Raw genomic sequence first — 14,615 nt, 5'->3', positions numbered from 1 at the left:
GGCTTTGTCTCAGGTTCGGGCTCGGCATCCGCCGTGAGGTCGGGCTTCGACTCGGCCTCGGCCTCCGGCGTGGCCTCGGGCTTGGCGCCGGCCTCAGGCTTCGCCTTCGACGCGGCCGCGGCCTCGGTGTTGGCCATCGCCGCGGTGTCGGGCTCGGCCTGGGCCTTCGGCTTTGTCTCAGGTTCGGGCTCGGCATCCGCCGTGAGGTCGGGCTTCGACTCGGCCTCGGCCTCCGGCTTGGTCACGGGCTTGGCGTCGGCCTCGGGCTTCGCCTTCGACGCGGCCGCGGCCTCGGTCTTGGCCTTCGCCGCGGTGTCGGGCGCGGCCTTCGGCTTTGTCTCAGGTTCGGGCTCGGCATCCGCCGTGAGGTCGGGCTTCGACTCGGCCTCGGCCTCCGGCGTGGCCTCGGGCTTGGCGCCGGCCTCGGGCTTCGGCTCTGCACCAGGCGTGGGTTCGGCCTTGTGCTCGGGTTCGGGCTTCGACTTTGCCTCGGGTTCGCCCTCGGCGTCGGCCTTGGGGCCGGTGCCTGCCTCGGGGCTGGCCTGAGCACCCACCGCAGCGTCGGCGTCGGCGTCGGGCTCGGCCACTGCCGCAGCGTCGGGCTCGGGCTTCGGCTCGGTCACAGCCGGGGATTCGGCCTCGGGCTCGGTTTCCGCTTCGAGCTCCGGTCGGGCGTCGGCATCGGCCCCGGAGCGAGCGGGCTCGCCGTCGGCTTCGGCTTCGGGCGCCGGCTCGGTCTCGTTCCCGGCCCCCGGCGTCTTCGGGGTGTCGGCCGTCGAGCCGGCCGGTTCGTCGTCGGAGGTGCCGTCCGAGGCCCCCGGCTCGGCGGACTCCTGCTTGGGCGCCGCCCCGGCTTCCGCCCCCGTGACGGTGGTCCCCGCCTCAATCTCCGGGTCGTCCGAGGAACCGCCCGCCACCCTTACCGACTTCATCCCAGCCCCGCCTTGCTGCTCACACCGTGCCGATACATGCGGCGAGGACCCGCGGGGGCCTCGCCGCACTGCTAGATGCCGCCGGTGCCGCACGCGTTCCGTGCGCTCGATCTTGTGACCGTTCGGTCATATTCGGTGAGTACGCCTACTCATGACGGCCCCGCCCCACCGGCCGACCATGAACGCATGCTCAGCAGAATCGCCTCCGCGCTCGTGCCCGCCTTCGGGCGGCTGACCGTCACCGCCGACCCCGGGACACGGCCCGCCCCCGGCGCCATCCTGGTCGCCAACCACACCTCCCTCGCCGACCCGGCCGTCGTGGTCGCCGCCCTGCGCCGGTACGGGATCGAGCCGGTCATCCTGGCCACCAGCGGCCTCTGGCGCGTACCGCTGCTCGGCTCCGCGCTCCGCCGCGAGGGCCACATCGCCGTCCACCGCGGCACCGCCCGCGCGGCCGACTCCCTCGACGCCGCGGCCGTCGCCCTCGCCTCGGGCCGCAGCGTGCTGCTCTACGGCGAAGGCCGCCTGCCCGCCCGCCGCGACGCGGGCGAGACGGCCCCGGGCCCCTTCCGCAGCGGCCTGGCCCGGCTCGCCGCCGCGACGGGAGCCCCCGTCGTGCCCGTCGGGCAGGCGGGCGTCCGCCGCCTCTGCTCCGGGAACGGCGCCAAGCAGCTCGCCGGTGTCTTCAGCGCCCCGCTGCGCAGGCCCTGCCTCCACGTGCACATCGGCTCGCCGCTCCACCTGCCCGACCGGGTGCCCGAGGCGACGGACCGGGCCCGTCAGGCGGTCACCGCCGCCTGGCTGACCGCCGCGTCCGCCCTCGGGGAGGCGCGCGCGGGGACGCACGGGGGGACGACCTGAGGCATGTCCCGATCGGCCCCCCGGAACGTGTCGCCGAGCCCGTCACCGGTCGCGGCGTGCGACCGTCTCCGCATGACCGAAGGCTCGACACCTCACATCTCCCCGGCGCGGATCACCGTACGGGGTGTTCAACCCGGAAACCCGCCCTTCCGCATCGTGGAGGTCGACGGCGAGTTCGTCGGCAGGGCGACGTCGATGACGGACGTGCTGTTGATCGCCGCGGAGGTGGGCGTCCCGATCCACGACCTCGACGACCTGGACGTGGTTCGGTGGCTCGGCGGCGGCAAGTTCATCTGGACCATCACGTAGACCTCCTGGCAGATCAGGTCAGGTCAGGTCAGTCGGATCCGGTCACGCAGGTCCGGTCAGGTCATGGACGGATGAACTCAGGCGCGCCGCGCCGCCCCCTTCGGCGCAGGCAGCCTCAGGCGGCTGGCAGGGCCGGACGGCGGAAGCGCGACCGGCCTGGCCCCGTCGTGGTCGTGGGCGACGTCGTGGAGCGGGCGGGTGCCTTCGGCCGCGTCCGCCATCCACTGCCAGACCCCCGGCCCGTGGACGTCCGGCGCCCCCGCAGCGGACTCCCCGTCGGAGATCCATGTCGTGAGGGTGAAGCGGTGGTCCGAGAACCGCCCGCTCGGGCAGGTGGACGGCACGACCTCGTGAAAGGCACCGGCGGGGAAGAAGGCGATGGTGTCGTGCTCGGGTTCGACGGTGCGGTAGGACTCCGCCGGCCGCGCCCTGCCATCGTGCACCACGGTGTCGTAGAGGCGGAGTTGGCCGCCGCCGAAGCCGCGGGGTGCGCGGTGGAGGTAGTACACCGCGGACAGCGCCGTGCTCACGTCCCGGACCCGTGAGGCGTCGGTGTGGATACCGAAGTGGCCGCCCTCGCCGTGCGCCGTCAGGACGGTCAACGACTGTGTGAGCGCGGCCCGGTTGGCCGAGCACCTCCTGAACGAGCGGCAGACAGTCGGCGAGGTGCGCGCTGAACACCTCGCTGGTCACGGGGAGCACCAGCGAGTCCCGCCCCTTGCGGGACACCTGTCCGGTGAGGGGGTCCAGGACGGTCCCCGCCGCGAAGTCGTCCGCTCGCGATATCGCGTACTCGAGAAGTGCTGCGGCACGCTCCGCCCCCAGGAAGTTCTCGAAACGACAGACGGGCGTCTGTACCGCGAGTGCGGGGGACCACTGGTCGGAAGGCGGCAGTACTCGGGGGCTGATTTCCATCGGCATGGCCGGTTCCATCGTGTATCCGCTCATAGCCCGGAACCGTACGACGGCGTTCCTCCGCTCCGAAGGGGCACAAGGGGGCGCACAGGAGTGCACGGCGTACGCCCGCCTCGGGTGTCTGGGGCGGGTGCCGGTCGGCCGGAAGCGGAAGCCGGTACGACGAACCGGCGGGGGCCCTGAGGAGGCCAACGCAGTTGCCTTGCGCAGCACAGCGTGAGTCCCCCGGGAACGCTGCTGCGCACCGGCTGTTCTCGAGTTGGCTCGGGACAGTTGACGAGATCCCGTCCGGTCTACTGACCGGGCGGGACGCGGCCGTGTGCGAGTCGTCTGGCCGGATCGGGGATGTTGACGCCATGGGATTTTGCCCTGCCGTTGAGGCCCTCGACGTTCGCTCGGGCAGGGCGATCACCTCGACGATCTCCCAGAAGTGGACCCACGAACATCCCCGATCTCGTCACCCGCGATCAGCTCTGCGTCTCCTCGCGGCGTCCAATAGCGGCTGCATCGGGTACGACGAGCAGCTTGCCGGTGGTACGCCGAGCCTCCAGATCGCTGTGGGCCCGGGCGGCCTCGGACAATGCGTAGCGGCCCGTTACCGTGACCTCAAGCGCCTTGGAGCGCACCCACTCGAACACATCGGCGGCGCGTCGGAGCAGTTCGGACCGATCGGCGATGAAGTCCCCGAGGCTGGGCCGGATCAGGGTCAGCGAACCGCCGTGGGCGAGCCGCATCGGATCAAACGGCGGCACGGCACCACTTGCCGCGCCGAAGAGCACGAGATGGCCGCGGGTTCGCAGGCTGGCGAGGCTCGCATCGAAGGTGTGCGCGCCGACGCCGTCGAAGACAACCGGCAGTCCCTGACCGCCGTTGAGCCGCCTCACCTCGGCTGCGAGATCGTCGACTGCGGAGGAAAGGATCACCTCAGCGGCCCCGGCACGCTTCGCCAGCTCGGCCTTCGCCGTGGTCGACGTCGTGCCGATCACCCTGCCGCCGAGATGGGTGATGAGCTGGGTCAAAAGCAGCCCCATGCCACCAGCAGCCGCATGCACGAGCACCGTGTCGCCCCCCTGAACCGGGCAGGCGTCCTTGACGAGATAGTGCGCGGTCATGCCTTGGAGGAGCACGGCGGCGGCTGTCTCGAAGCCGATGTCGTCGGGCAGCGGCACCAGCCGCGAGGAGTCCACGACGGCCCGCTCGGCATACGTGCCGGGAATCTCCACCCAACCGACCCGGTCCCCGACTGCGACGTCAGCGACGCCGGGTCCCACTTCGACGACCGTGCCGGCGCCCTCAGTGCCCGGGGTGAAGGGCAGCGGGAGGCTGTACCGGCCTTCGCGGTGGTAGACGTCGAGGAAGTTGACCCCGGATGCGGCGACCTCCACGACCGCCTCGCCCGGACCCGGCCGCGGCAGGTCCACCTTGGCCTCCTGCAGCACCTCGGGACCGCCCACTTCGTACACCTGAATCGCTCGCATGGCCCTCCAATATCGGCTCGTCCCCCTCCAACCCCGTTGATGGCGATTCGATTCCCGGCAAGCGGACCAGCCCGCCAGCGCTACTCCCTGGCCGGCTACCTGCCGACCACGCCCGCCGAGCTCCACATGTCCAAGATCCCCGACAGCGTCAGGTACTGAGCCGCTGGCAGACGCGACGAGCATGGGTGCGTACAAGGACCTTTGTGAGGAGAAGGGCTGGCCCCGTCGCTCTGTGGACACGTGACCACGGCTACCATGTCGGCGTCAGCGAGGGTGAACTGGATAAATGCGAACGGTCCTGCGTCAGCGAACGCGTCACCCAGTTCCGCCGCATGCTCTCCAGCACCATCGGTGGACCCCCTGATCCGTCAGGCACTCGGGAAACGATCACCCGTCGCCCGGGAAGTAATCTTCAACGGACTCAAGTCGTCCAGCTCGGACCCACTCGTGAACACCCGCTGCTGCCCCGCTCCGAGCTATCCGGCGGTTGCCGACCGGGGCACGCTGATGCGCGCGTCCTCGCCGCGCATGGCCTGAGGCCGGCGACTGTCGATGACGCTCGCTCCGGATCGGCAGTCGCCGCAGGCGTTCTCCCTCTCTGGCAGCCACCAGTGGTCGGAGGGCGCCATGTCGGCTCGCTGGATCCCGCACAGCGTCGCGTCGTAGTCCCCGAAGGCATGAGAGACATCGAGGGAAAGGCCGTCAGCGACAGCTCTCTCCCAGCGCATGCCCATGGGCTGGTACGGGGGCCGCGAGATCTCGAACCACTCGCCGCCCACATGGGTCGACGCATAGCACCAGGAGCAGGACCAGATCCGCTCTTCCCAAGCAGTCGGCGGCACAGGCCATTGCCACATCGCTCGTCCACACACGTCGCACCTCACGGGCGGATCCTCACAGACCCACGAGCCTGGTCCCCATGTGCGGGGCGAAGAGCGTGTTCTCAGGGTGGGGACACGGCTTGCGATTCCTTCAGTGCTGGTCGTCCGGCCCGGCGGGAGCTCTTCTGCTTCGCGGTCGGGTTGTGGGCCCAGCGGCCAGGCTGCACGGTGTCGCGTCCGGCGCGGGTCCTCAGCACCGGCCATCGGTTGGGCTTCTTGATCGCCCGTGGGCAGTCCCGGCTGCGCCGGGCCGGGAGGAGGCGGCTGCGTGCCTCATGTCCAGCCTCGGTACAGGAACGGGTGAGCCTGGTCGTGGACGCTCCAAGCCGGGAAGGGATGCTGCGGCGGATGATGCGCACGCACCTCAGGTAGGACACGCGGTCTGCATCCAGGACCGGACGGGCGAGCGCAGCCGTGTGGGCGAACTGACGGATGGCCTGGTGAACCGCGAGGTAGGCCCACAGCTCCTGCCCGACGCCCTCCGGCGTCCGCGACCTGATCGGCCCGCCGGGGCCGAGGTGGTTCTTGATTTCGTCGAAGGCGAGCTCGATTTCCCAGCGTTCGCGGTAGAGCGCGACCAGTTCGGCGGCCGGGTGCTGATCCGTGTCCAGCGGTGTCGTGCCGAGGTGGTTGGACTGGAGTCTGACCAGCAGATCCGCGCCCGCCATGGTGGGCCCGGTCGTGCTTGGTCATCGCCGCGTCGACCAGCTCAGCGGTGAACACCTTCGTCAGGATCCCGATCCGTACCCGCTGGCCCGCGCCCCACCCCGTCACCCGCGGGGCAACGATCCCCCGCAGCTCAAAGGCAACTGCATTGCCTGGGGAGGCCCGTGGCGCGCCCGGGTGCTTTCAGCGGGTGCTGTGTCCGAGGACCAGGTGGGAGGCGACCTCGCGGTCGGCGTCCGTGTCGATGAAGGACACCACCACCGGGCTGCTCCCCGTGGCCCCGCCGGCCGTCGCGCGCAGCCGGTAGCGCTCGACCCGGACGGCGTCGCGGGCGAGCCGGCTGCCGCCCGTGAACAGCGCCGGCGGCTTGGCGTCATTGGCGATGCGGAAGTCGGCCGGGCGCCAGCCGCCCGAGGCCGTGTCGAAGCGCTCCAGCAGGAAGCCGGGCCCGCTGCCCGCCCCGTCGCCGGGTTCGCCGACCAGGATCTCCATCTGGAAGGCGACCAGCACATGCCGGTAGTCGGCGGAATTGCCGTTCCGCAGGGTGACGGTGAACTCCTGAGGGGCGCCTCCGCGTACGAGCGCCAGTCGGCCGCCCCGGGTGTTCACCGCGACAGCGAGCCGGGTCGGGGCCGGGGGCGGTGTCGGGGCCGATGCCGCGGTCCCGGTCGTGGGCGGCGGGGAGGCAGGGGTCGACGGCGAGGCGGACGCGGACACCGCGGCGGACGCCGATGCCGATGCCGACACGGAGGCGGACGTCGGCACGGACGCGGAAACGGAGGCTGCCGGCGAGGCATCTGCGGACTTGTCCCCGCACCCGGTGGTGCCCGTCAGCAGGACGGCGGCCACGGCCGCCGCGCTCAGCCCCCTGTGGGGGCCTCGGGATGCGGGCATCGGATCAGGTCCTCCAAGGTCGGCTTCGGCAGGAAGCTAGCAAGGCGCGGTCCTGCCGACGAGGTCGGTCGGGCCTCGGCGAGGCGTCGGTTCGGTCACGGTCCGACGGGACCCGGACCGATGCGGAGCGTCGCCTCCAGGACGGTGACCGCCCGCCCGGTGAGGAGGACCCGGTCCCCGTGGACGGCGACCCCCACCAGGCCGGGGCGTGCCGAGGCCTGGAAGCCCGTGAGGGCGTCGGTGCGGCCCAGCCGCGCCGACCAGTAGGGGGCCAGCGCGGTGTGGGCGCTGCCGGTGACAGGGTCCTCGGGGATGCCCCGCGCGGGGGCGAAGAACCGGGAGACGAAGTCGTGGCCGGACTCTGCCGCGCCGGCCGCCGCGGTGACGATGACCCCGCGCAGCTCCTCGCGCAGGCTCAGGGCCGCGATCGCCCCGAGGTCGGGCCGCAGCCCCCGCACGGTGGCCTCGTCGGGCAGTACGGCGAGCAGATCGCCCAGCGCGCCCGTACGGAACGTGGCCCCGGGCCGAACTCCCAGGGCGTCGGCGAGGCCCTGCGGCACCGGAACCTTCGTCACCGGGGCGGCCGGGAAGTCCAGGGTGATCTCCCCGTCCTCCCCGGCCCGCGCGGTGAGCAGACCGCTGGACCGGCTGAGGAACCGCACCGGGCCACCGGACAGCAGTCCTTCCCGGCGCAGCGTGTGCACCGTGGCCAATGTGGCATGGCCGCACAGATTGGCCTCGACGAGCGGAGTGAACCAGCGGATCTCCCAGTCGGCCGGGCCCCCGGCCGGGAGCGGCAGGGCGAAGGCCGTCTCCGGATGGTTCAGCTCGGCGGCGACCTGCCCCAGCCACACGTCGTCCGGCCAGGGGCCCGCCGGGAGCAGGCAGACACCGGCGGGGTTTCCGGTGAAGGGACGGCTGGTGAAGGCGTCTACGATCTGGATGCGCATACCGCGAACCTATCGAGGCCAATCACCCTCGCGGCAAGGCCAATTCCGGGAGAGTGGCCTGCGCCTCTCAGCGGAGCGGCTTCTCGAAACTGAAGGCGGTCACGGCCATCCGCTCGCGGAAGTAGAAGCGGTGCGCGTCGCTCCGCTGGGTGCCGGATTCCAGCGTGAGGGCGGTGCAGCCGGCAGCCAGGGCGTGCTGCTCCAGGTGCGCGAGCAGCTCGTGGCCCACCCCGGTGGAGCGGGCGGCAGCGGCGGTGACCAGGTCGTCGACGTAGAGCGAGCGGACCATCGAGGTGTTGGCGACGATCCGCCAGCCGGCCGCGCCCACGCACACGCCGGCTGCGTCGTACGCCGCGGTGAAGCGCAGCCCCTGTCCGTGTGCCTCGTCGAGGATCGTGAGGAAGAGCTCCTCGGTGAGGTGGGGGCGGAGCTCGAGCAGTACGGGGAGCAGGTCGGCGGTGAGTCGCGCATCGCCCGGCTCGAGGTCGATGATCATCATGCGATGAGCCTATAGGCCGTGCGGGGGCAGTCCCCCGGGTGGAACCGTCGCGCGTGTCCGCGGCCGACGTGTCGAAATGGGAAGGACGGCTCCGACGTCCCATGCGAAAGGCTCCCGATCCCGATCCCGACTCCGATCCCGGAGCCGCCGGGCAGAACAGAAGGAGTGGCACCCCATGAAGTACATGCTGATGGTTCTCGGGAAGCAGGCCGACTACGACGCCATGGGCGGCGCGGCGAGCAGCGGCAGCCCCGGCTGGTCCGAAGCGGACCTCAAGGCGATGTTCGACTACATGGGCGCCCTCAACGACGACCTCGCCGAGTCGGGCGAGTGGGTCGACGGGCAAGGCCTGGCCGAACCCCGCCAGGCCCGCCTGGTCACCGCGGGCGCCGACGGCAGTCCCGTGATCTCCGACGGGCCGTACGGCGAGGCCAAGGAGGTGCTCGCCGGCTACTGGATCGTCGACGTCCCGGACTTCGCCCGGGCCGCCGAGATCGCCGCCCGCGCCTACGCCTGCCCGGTCCCCGAGGGTGCACCGAACTACCCGGTCGTCGTCCACCCCATCGACAGCCGCTCGGGGGCCGAGATGTGCTGACCGCCCCCGACCCCGGACCCACCCCCGCGAGCGAGGACCTGCTGCGCCGACTGGCGCCGCAGGTCCTCGGCGCGCTCGTGCGCCGCTACGGACACTTCGACGCCGCCGAGGACGCCGTGCAGGAGGCCCTGCTGGCCGCCGCCCGGCAGTGGCCCGAGGAAGGCCGCCCCGCCAATCCGCGCGGATGGCTGATCCGCGTCGCCTCCCGCCGCCTCACGGACCAGCTGCGCAGCGAGGACGCGCGCAGGCGCCGCGAGGAGACGGCCGCCGCGCTGACCCCGCGCGACGAGTTCGTCGCGCCGCCCCCGGGGGAGAGTCGGGCCCCCGCCGAGGACGACACCCTCGCCCTGCTCTTCCTCTGCTGCCACGCCGACCTGGCCCCCGCCGGGCGGATCGCCCTCACCCTGCGCGCCGTCGGCGGCCTCACCACGGCCGAGATCGCCCGCGCCCTCCTCGTTCCCGAGGCCACGATGGCGCAGCGGATCAGCCGGGCCAAACGGCGCGTCAGGGCCTCCGGGACGCCGTTTGGCATCGGATCCGACGGCACCGATCCGGACGAGGACCGGTCCGAACGGCTCGCCGACGTGCTCCACGTGCTCTACCTGATCTTCAACGAGGGCTACACCGCCACCTCGGGCCACGATCTGCAGCGCGCCGACCTCGCCACCGAGGCGATCCGCCTCACCCGCGCCGTCCACGCGCTGCGCCCGGCGGACGGCGAGGTGGCCGGCCTGCTGGCCCTGATGCTGCTCACCGACGCCCGCCGCGCGGCCCGCACGGACCCCGACGGCAGCCTGGTCCCCCTCGCCGAGCAGGATCGGACCCGCTGGGACCGCGCCGCCATCACCGAGGGGGTCGCCCTGGTCAGCGACGCCCTCACGCACGCCCCGCTCGGCCCCTACCAGCTGCGCGCCGCGATCGCGGCCGTGCACGACGAGGCGGCGAGCGACGAGGACACCGACTGGGTGGAGATCCTGGCCCTGTACGAGGTGCTGATCCGCCTGGTCCCCGGCCCGGTGGAGCGCCTGGGCCACGCGGTCGCGGTGGCCATGGTGCACGGGCCCCGGCAGGCCCTGGCCCTGCTCGCCGCCCTGGACCGGGACGAGCGCCTGGCCGGCCACCACCGCCTCGAGGCCGTACGGGCCCACCTGCTGGAGAGGGCGGGCGACCGGGCGGCGGCGCGCGCCGCCTACGCGAAGGCCGCCGGTCTCACCCTCAGCATTCCGGAGCGCCGCTACCTCCGGCTCCGGGCCGCCCGGATCGCAGAACGAGCGGATCAGGAAGCAGGGGAGCCCCCGGGGAAGCGCCCGGGGGAACGAGAGGAATGAAAGGGGCTGATCCACGGTCCGGGCGTCCGCATGACGGACACGGTCCACCGTTGTCAGACGTGCCCCCTACTCTTGATCACGTGAGCCCGACCTCTGACGATCACCCGACCTCCGAACGTTCCCTCGCCGAGATCAACGCCGACATCCGCTGTCTCTTCGCGCGCGCCGAGGGCCGCCTCTCCGACGCCGAGCGGATCCGTCACGCAGCCCTGCTGGGCGAATGGGCCTCGGCGATACGCGCGTCGGTGGTACCGGCCGCGTAGCGGGCCCGGCCCCGGTCGTGTCGGACCGATGATTCCGCCGGCCGACGGCAGTCTTCCCTACGAGCATCCGCACGTACGAGAAGGTGGACCATGAGCGACCTGCGCAGTCTCCTGGAGAGCCGTGTCGGTGACGGATCGCTGCCCGGGGCGGTGGCCCTGGTGGCCCGTGGCGAAGAGGTGGAGGTCGCGGCCGTCGGCTCCCTCGACACGGCCGGCACCGCTCCCATGGCCCGAGATTCCCTCTTCCGGGTCGCTTCGGTCACCAAGCCCGTGACCGCCGCGGCCACGATGATGCTCGTCGAGGACGGACTGCTCGCCCTCGACCTGCCCGTGGCCCGCTGGCTGCCGGAACTCGCGGCGCCCACGGTCGTCCGTACGCCGTCCGCACCGCTCGACGACGTGGTGCCCGCCGTCCGCCCGATCACCGTCGCCGACCTCCTCACCTCCCGGGCCGGGTACGGCTTCCCCGCGGACTTCTCGCTGCCCGCCGTGACCCGGCTGTTCGACGGGCTGAAGCAGGGGCCGCCCAGGCCCCTGGAAGTGGCCGCGCCGGACGAGTGGATGGCGGCCCTCGTGCGGATCCCGCTCCTGTGCCAGCCCGGCGAGGCATGGCTCTACAACACCTGCTCCGACATCCTCGGGGTGCTCATCGCCCGGGCGGCCGGACAGCCCCTCCCGGACGTCCTCGCCGAGCGCGTCTTCGAGCCGCTGGGCATGCGCGACACCGCCTTCGCCGTGCCGCGGGGAGAGCTCCACCGCTTCACCAGCCACTACCGGGCCGCCCCCGGCGGCGGAGCCCTGGAGCTCGTCGACGCGCCCGACGGCCAGTGGAGCACCCTGCCCGCCTTCCCGTCCGGCGCGGGAGGGCTGGTCTCCACCGTCGACGACCTGTACGCCTTCGGCCGGATGCTGCTCTCGGGAGGCTCGTACGGGGGCCGGCGGCTGCTCTCCGCGGACTCGGTGCGCCGGATGACCACCGATCACCTCACCGCGCCGCAGCGCGAGGCGGGCACCCTGTTCCTGGAGGGCCAGGGCTGGGGTTTCGGCGGCTCGGTCGACGTGGCCCGCCTCGACCCGTGGAACGTGCCGGGCCGCTACGGCTGGATCGGCGGCACCGGCACCGCCGCCCACATCGTCCCGGCCACCGGGACGGTCACCGTGCTCCTCACCCAGCGCGAGCTGAGCGGCCCGGCCGCGCCGGAGCTGATGCGCGCGTTCTGGACCTACGCCGCCGCGCGGCCCTGACCCGCGGCCTCGGCCACGCCCGGCTCAGGCCCGCCCGAGAGCGGCCCCGGCCGCCCGCTCCCGCAGGCGGCGCTTGTCCGGTTTGCCGCGCGCCGTCAGCGGGATCGCCCGTTCCCAGAACACCGCGGTGGGCCGGTGCGCCGGGGCCAGGTCCTTCTCCACCAGGTCACAGGCCTCGGCAGCGAGCAGCGCGTCGGGGACGTACCCGGCCGCCGGTACCAGGAAGGCGCACACCTCCTCCCCGGTGAGATCGCTGTGCCGCCCCACCACCGCGGCCTGCGCGACCGCGGGATGCCGGGCGAGCGCGGCCTCCACGGGCACGCAGTACACGTTGTCCCCGTGGACCATCACCACGTCGTGGACCCGGTCGTCCAGGTACAGGTAGCCGTCCGCTCCGAAGTGCCCGACGTCCCCCGTCCGCAGCCAGCCGTCCCGCAGTACCCCGGCCGTCAGCCGGGGCCGGCCCCAGTACCCGGTCATCATCGCCCCCGAGCGCATCCACACCTCGCCGCTGCGGCCGTCCGCCACCGCCGCGCCCCGCCCGTCGCGCACCTCGACCTCCACCCCGGCAACGGGCCGCCCCACCGACGCCAGCAGCTCCGGCCGACCGCCCACCGCCGCTTCGTGATCGGCGGGGGAGAGGCGGCAGATCACCGCGGCCTCGTTCGTGCCGTAACCCTGCCGCCACCGGCCGCCCCAGCGGGTCACCGCCTCCCGCAGCCGTTCGGGATGGACGGGCGAATCACCGTAGGAGACCGCCTCCAGCCCGGGCACCCCCTGGGCCGTCACCGGGTCGTCCAGCAGCCGGTACACCATCGAGGTCGTCAGGTACGTGGACACCGGCCCCAGGCGCCGGCAGGCCGCCGCGAACCCCTCGGGGGAGAACGGTTCGAGGATCTCCACCCGGCCCCCCGCCCGCCACTGCTCCAGGCACCGCCCGCCGGACCGCTGTGCCAGCGAAGTGACCGACAGGTACACCGATTCCGCCCAGGCCGCGGGCTGTACGGCGTTGCGCGCGGCCATCGCACCGAAGGTGGAGGCCACCCCCTTGGGCCGTCCCGTGGTTCCGCCCGTGTACGTCACCCGCGCCACGTCGTCCTCCCGGGCCCGGACGGACACCGCCCCGGGCTCGCTTGCGGCTGCCCGGCGGATCAGCTCGTCCAGGCCGAGCCGGGGCGCCCCGGTGTCGGGCACCGGCACATCGTGCACGACCAGGTCCGGCCGGCAGTCCCGCAGGACGAAGTCCAGCCCGTACAGGGCCGGTCCGGCGAGCACCTGGGTCAGCCGGGCGCCGAGCAGGTGCGCGGCGATCCGTACCAGCAGCACTTCCGGCCGGTTCGAACCCGCCACACAGGCCAGTCCCGAGCCTCGCCCGATCCCCGCCCCGGAAAGCGCCGCGGCCAGCCGGCAGGCCCCGTCCAGTACCTCCTGGAACCCCAGGACGACCGGGCCCGACCCGAGCGCGGGCCGCCCCGCGCCGCGCTCCAACGCCCCCACCAGCGATGTGACATACCGCGCGGCCACCATCTGGGACTGCCTCTCCGCGCCGCCGTGGGACACCGGCATCATGGACGCCATGACGAACGAATCCCGTGCTCGTTCCTTCAGTTCCGCGGCCGCACGCTACGCCGCCCACCGCCCCGCGTACCCGCCCGAGCTCTTCGACACGCTGGCGGAGATGGCGGGCTTCCCGCTGGCCGGGGCACGGGTCGCCGATGTCGGTGCGGGAACGGGAATCGCCACCTCCCTCCTGGAGGCCCGCGGGGCCCGGGTGGTCGGGGTGGAGCCGGGGGAGGGCATGGCGCAGGAGTTCCGGCGCCGCAACCCCCACACGCCGCTGATCCGCGCGGACGGCAACAGGCTGCCGCTGGCCGCCGGCTGCCTCGACCTGTTGACGTACGCGCAGTCCTGGCACTGGACCGACCTGGCCCACGCCGTCCCCGAGGCCCTGCGCGTACTGCGCCCCGGCGGGGCGCTCGCCGTCTGGCAGAACGACCCGGACGTAGGGGTCGAGTGGATCGCGGACCAGCAGAAGAGGATCGAGGAGCGGTTCGGTCCGGGCTGGTACATCAACGAACGCGCCCTCTCGCAGGAGGGGCTGCGCTTCACCGACCGCCGCCTGTCGTGGTCGCGCCGCGTCCCGGTCGACACGCATCTGGCCAAGCTGTCCACGCACTCCCTGTTCCTCATCGGCGAGCCCGGCACGGATGCCTTCCTGGAGGACGAACGCGCCCTCCTCATGGCCCGGTTCCCGGACGGATGGGTGGAGGAGCACTACGTCGTCGAGCTGAGCGTGGCCGTTCGGGGGCGCGAGACGCGGTAGCGGCCGTTCGGGTGAAGCAGCGCAACCCGTGCTCACCCCGGCCGTTGATCAAGGCGCTTGTCACCGTGCACTCGTGCGACAGAAGGACCACTGATGATCAAGAAGTTCATGGCCACCGCCGCCGCCACCGCGTCGATCGTCGGCGCGGGCGCGGCCATGGCCGCCCCGGCCATGGCCATCGGCAACGACAACGGGATCAACACCGTCAACGGCAATGGTGCCCAGCAGATCTACGGCAACCAGAAGACCCACGGTGACCTGAGCCCGCAGCTCGGCGTGATCCAGGGCACCCTCAACAAGCCCTGCATCGGCCTGCCGGTGAAGGTCAACGCCCAGTCGATCCTGGCCTTCGGCAACCTCGGCATCCAGGACATCAACGTGCTGTCCAACCCGCAGAACCAGCAGTGCACCGAGAACTCCACCCAGGCCAAGGGCGACGAGCCGCTCTCGCACATCCTGGACAACATCCCGGTCCT

At 72.6% G+C, this 14,615-nt stretch carries 15 protein-coding genes and 1 pseudogene; 8 read left to right on the top strand and 8 right to left on the bottom strand.

Features of this window, described 5'->3' with window-relative positions; all coding sequences use genetic code 11:
- Nucleotides 1-932: pseudogene (locus tag ACWGE1_RS34605) on the bottom strand (hypothetical protein); the annotation flags it as partial.
- 186 nt (nucleotides 933-1,118) lie between these two features.
- Between ACWGE1_RS34605 and ACWGE1_RS34600 the strand changes: the two are divergent.
- Both ACWGE1_RS34600 and ACWGE1_RS34595 read left to right on the top strand, forming a co-directional pair.
- On the top strand, nucleotides 1,119-1,793 hold the full coding sequence (locus tag ACWGE1_RS34600) for a lysophospholipid acyltransferase family protein (RefSeq protein WP_453424423.1): 675 nt from the start codon (nucleotides 1,119-1,121) through the stop codon (nucleotides 1,791-1,793).
- Nucleotides 1,794-1,865: 72 nt separating this feature from the next.
- Entirely contained in the window at nucleotides 1,866-2,102 is a 237-nt protein-coding gene (locus tag ACWGE1_RS34595; RefSeq protein WP_453424422.1) for a hypothetical protein, read from the top strand.
- A gap of 77 nt (nucleotides 2,103-2,179) precedes the next feature.
- Here ACWGE1_RS34595 and ACWGE1_RS34590 read toward each other — a convergent pair whose 3' ends face one another.
- The 6 genes from ACWGE1_RS34590 to ACWGE1_RS34565 form a co-directional block, all read right to left on the bottom strand.
- Nucleotides 2,180-2,704: a 2OG-Fe(II) oxygenase gene (locus ACWGE1_RS34590; protein WP_453424421.1), complete on the bottom strand. Its 525-nt coding sequence runs from the start codon at nucleotides 2,702-2,704 to the stop codon at nucleotides 2,180-2,182.
- Nucleotides 2,705-3,484: 780 nt separating this feature from the next.
- Nucleotides 3,485-4,495: a quinone oxidoreductase family protein gene (locus ACWGE1_RS34585; RefSeq protein ID WP_453424420.1), complete on the bottom strand. Its 1,011-nt coding sequence runs from the start codon at nucleotides 4,493-4,495 to the stop codon at nucleotides 3,485-3,487.
- Nucleotides 4,496-5,438: 943 nt separating this feature from the next.
- A complete protein-coding gene (locus tag ACWGE1_RS34580) occupies nucleotides 5,439-6,044 on the bottom strand; it encodes a transposase (protein WP_453424419.1) in 606 nt (201 codons plus the stop codon).
- 181 nt (nucleotides 6,045-6,225) lie between these two features.
- The gene (locus ACWGE1_RS34575; protein WP_453424418.1) at nucleotides 6,226-6,936 is read right to left on the bottom strand and encodes a hypothetical protein; all 711 of its coding nucleotides are present in this window, start codon (nucleotides 6,934-6,936) and stop codon (nucleotides 6,226-6,228) included.
- A gap of 95 nt (nucleotides 6,937-7,031) precedes the next feature.
- Nucleotides 7,032-7,886: a PhzF family phenazine biosynthesis protein gene (locus ACWGE1_RS34570; protein WP_453424417.1), complete on the bottom strand. Its 855-nt coding sequence runs from the start codon at nucleotides 7,884-7,886 to the stop codon at nucleotides 7,032-7,034.
- A gap of 67 nt (nucleotides 7,887-7,953) precedes the next feature.
- On the bottom strand, nucleotides 7,954-8,385 hold the full coding sequence (locus tag ACWGE1_RS34565) for a GNAT family N-acetyltransferase (RefSeq protein WP_453424416.1): 432 nt from the start codon (nucleotides 8,383-8,385) through the stop codon (nucleotides 7,954-7,956).
- Nucleotides 8,386-8,560: 175 nt separating this feature from the next.
- Between ACWGE1_RS34565 and ACWGE1_RS34560 the strand changes: the two genes are divergently transcribed.
- From ACWGE1_RS34560 to ACWGE1_RS34545, 4 genes are all read left to right on the top strand, one after another.
- Complete coding sequence (locus ACWGE1_RS34560) at nucleotides 8,561-8,980, top strand: YciI family protein (protein WP_453424415.1); 420 nt, start codon at nucleotides 8,561-8,563, stop codon at nucleotides 8,978-8,980.
- Nucleotides 8,974-10,308, top strand: coding sequence for an RNA polymerase sigma factor (locus ACWGE1_RS34555; protein WP_453424414.1), 1,335 nt, complete (start codon nucleotides 8,974-8,976; stop codon nucleotides 10,306-10,308). The genes ACWGE1_RS34560 and ACWGE1_RS34555 overlap by 7 nt, the downstream gene beginning before the upstream one ends.
- A gap of 80 nt (nucleotides 10,309-10,388) precedes the next feature.
- Entirely contained in the window at nucleotides 10,389-10,571 is a 183-nt protein-coding gene (locus ACWGE1_RS34550; protein ID WP_453424413.1) for a hypothetical protein, read from the top strand.
- A gap of 90 nt (nucleotides 10,572-10,661) precedes the next feature.
- On the top strand, nucleotides 10,662-11,816 hold the full coding sequence (locus ACWGE1_RS34545; protein WP_453424412.1) for a serine hydrolase domain-containing protein: 1,155 nt from the start codon (nucleotides 10,662-10,664) through the stop codon (nucleotides 11,814-11,816).
- A 24-nt stretch (nucleotides 11,817-11,840) separates the two neighbouring features.
- Here the strand turns inward: ACWGE1_RS34545 and ACWGE1_RS34540 are convergent, their stop codons facing one another.
- Entirely contained in the window at nucleotides 11,841-13,394 is a 1,554-nt protein-coding gene (locus tag ACWGE1_RS34540; protein WP_453424411.1) for an AMP-binding protein, read from the bottom strand.
- On the opposite strand from ACWGE1_RS34540, the gene ACWGE1_RS34535 reads away from it, so the two are divergent.
- On the top strand, nucleotides 13,393-14,139 hold the full coding sequence (locus ACWGE1_RS34535; RefSeq protein ID WP_453424410.1) for a class I SAM-dependent methyltransferase: 747 nt from the start codon (nucleotides 13,393-13,395) through the stop codon (nucleotides 14,137-14,139). The genes ACWGE1_RS34540 and ACWGE1_RS34535 overlap by 2 nt on opposite strands.
- A gap of 93 nt (nucleotides 14,140-14,232) precedes the next feature.
- On the top strand, nucleotides 14,233-14,615 hold a 383-nt coding region (locus ACWGE1_RS34530; protein WP_453424409.1), incomplete at its 3' end, for a rodlin.

It is taken from the genome of Streptomyces sp. NPDC054932 (assembly GCF_053610205.1).
The sequence above is the reverse complement of the archived record's forward strand: the minus strand, read 5'-3'. Positions and strand labels throughout refer to the sequence as shown.

Bases quoted from the DNA above. Each gene is read 5' to 3' on its own strand.
- ACWGE1_RS34600 (WP_453424423.1), top strand. From the start codon at position 1,119: ATGCTCAGCAGAATCGCCTCCGCGCTCGTGCCCGCCTTCGGGCGGCTG.
- ACWGE1_RS34595 (WP_453424422.1), top strand. From the start codon at position 1,866: ATGACCGAAGGCTCGACACCTCACATCTCCCCGGCGCGGATCACCGTA.
- ACWGE1_RS34585 (WP_453424420.1), bottom strand. From the start codon at position 4,495: ATGCGAGCGATTCAGGTGTACGAAGTGGGCGGTCCCGAGGTGCTGCAG.
- ACWGE1_RS34580 (WP_453424419.1), bottom strand. From the start codon at position 6,044: ATGGCGGGCGCGGATCTGCTGGTCAGACTCCAGTCCAACCACCTCGGC.
- ACWGE1_RS34575 (WP_453424418.1), bottom strand. From the start codon at position 6,936: ATGCCCGCATCCCGAGGCCCCCACAGGGGGCTGAGCGCGGCGGCCGTG.
- ACWGE1_RS34570 (WP_453424417.1), bottom strand. From the start codon at position 7,886: ATGCGCATCCAGATCGTAGACGCCTTCACCAGCCGTCCCTTCACCGGA.
- ACWGE1_RS34565 (WP_453424416.1), bottom strand. From the start codon at position 8,385: ATGATGATCATCGACCTCGAGCCGGGCGATGCGCGACTCACCGCCGAC.
- ACWGE1_RS34560 (WP_453424415.1), top strand. From the start codon at position 8,561: ATGAAGTACATGCTGATGGTTCTCGGGAAGCAGGCCGACTACGACGCC.
- ACWGE1_RS34545 (WP_453424412.1), top strand. From the start codon at position 10,662: ATGAGCGACCTGCGCAGTCTCCTGGAGAGCCGTGTCGGTGACGGATCG.
- ACWGE1_RS34535 (WP_453424410.1), top strand. From the start codon at position 13,393: ATGACGAACGAATCCCGTGCTCGTTCCTTCAGTTCCGCGGCCGCACGC.
- ACWGE1_RS34540 (WP_453424411.1), bottom strand. From the start codon at position 13,394: ATGGCGTCCATGATGCCGGTGTCCCACGGCGGCGCGGAGAGGCAGTCC.